Raw genomic sequence first — 563 nt, forward strand, 5'->3', positions numbered from 1 at the left:
AAAGACTCCGCTGAAGCATTTGTACTTCTATTATCAAAGTAGTTTAGTATTGATTGGTAATTAATCTTTATTGTATTGAGGACAATGTTGAAGTTTTCAAACCCCGATTCTTCTATTTTTCTATACCAATGTGCTAATTTCAGCATAGCAACATTTTTATTGTTATTATTGTTGTAGATAGCTCGTAGTTGTTGAGACAAAGAATAAGCTGTTTTAATATCAGGATACAATTCAAATAGGAGTTGTGCTCTTTCTTTTTGGTTTTCTGTCCATTTTTCTCTTGATTTATAAAGTAAATAGCGGCTTCTGGCTAATAATTGTTTCACAGTATCTCCATTGTTTAAAAGTTGGGGAGTATGTGTTTTGTTTTCTGATTTAGCCTGTAGTATCGATTGATTTTCTATATCCATAGCTTTCCATCGATGCTTTATCCTAATTTCTTGCAAAGCTTCTAAGGCTAATTTTTGTACATGGAAACGATCTGTTACTTGTACGGCTTTTGGAAAACATTTTTTGGCTATTAACTTCATGGAACTAGCCATGTCTAAGGTAATTTCAGTAAC

The 563-nt window shown here is 32.1% G+C and carries 1 protein-coding gene; it reads right to left on the reverse strand.

The genetic code is table 11. From position 1 onward, the window contains the following. Positions 1–563 (reverse strand): transposase (locus K5R64_RS09105; protein ID WP_220762853.1); only part of this gene is annotated, 563 nt, incomplete at both ends.

The sequence above is a fragment of the Flavobacterium sp. UMI-01 genome (assembly GCF_019656315.1).
Taxonomy (GTDB): domain Bacteria; phylum Bacteroidota; class Bacteroidia; order Flavobacteriales; family Flavobacteriaceae; genus Flavobacterium.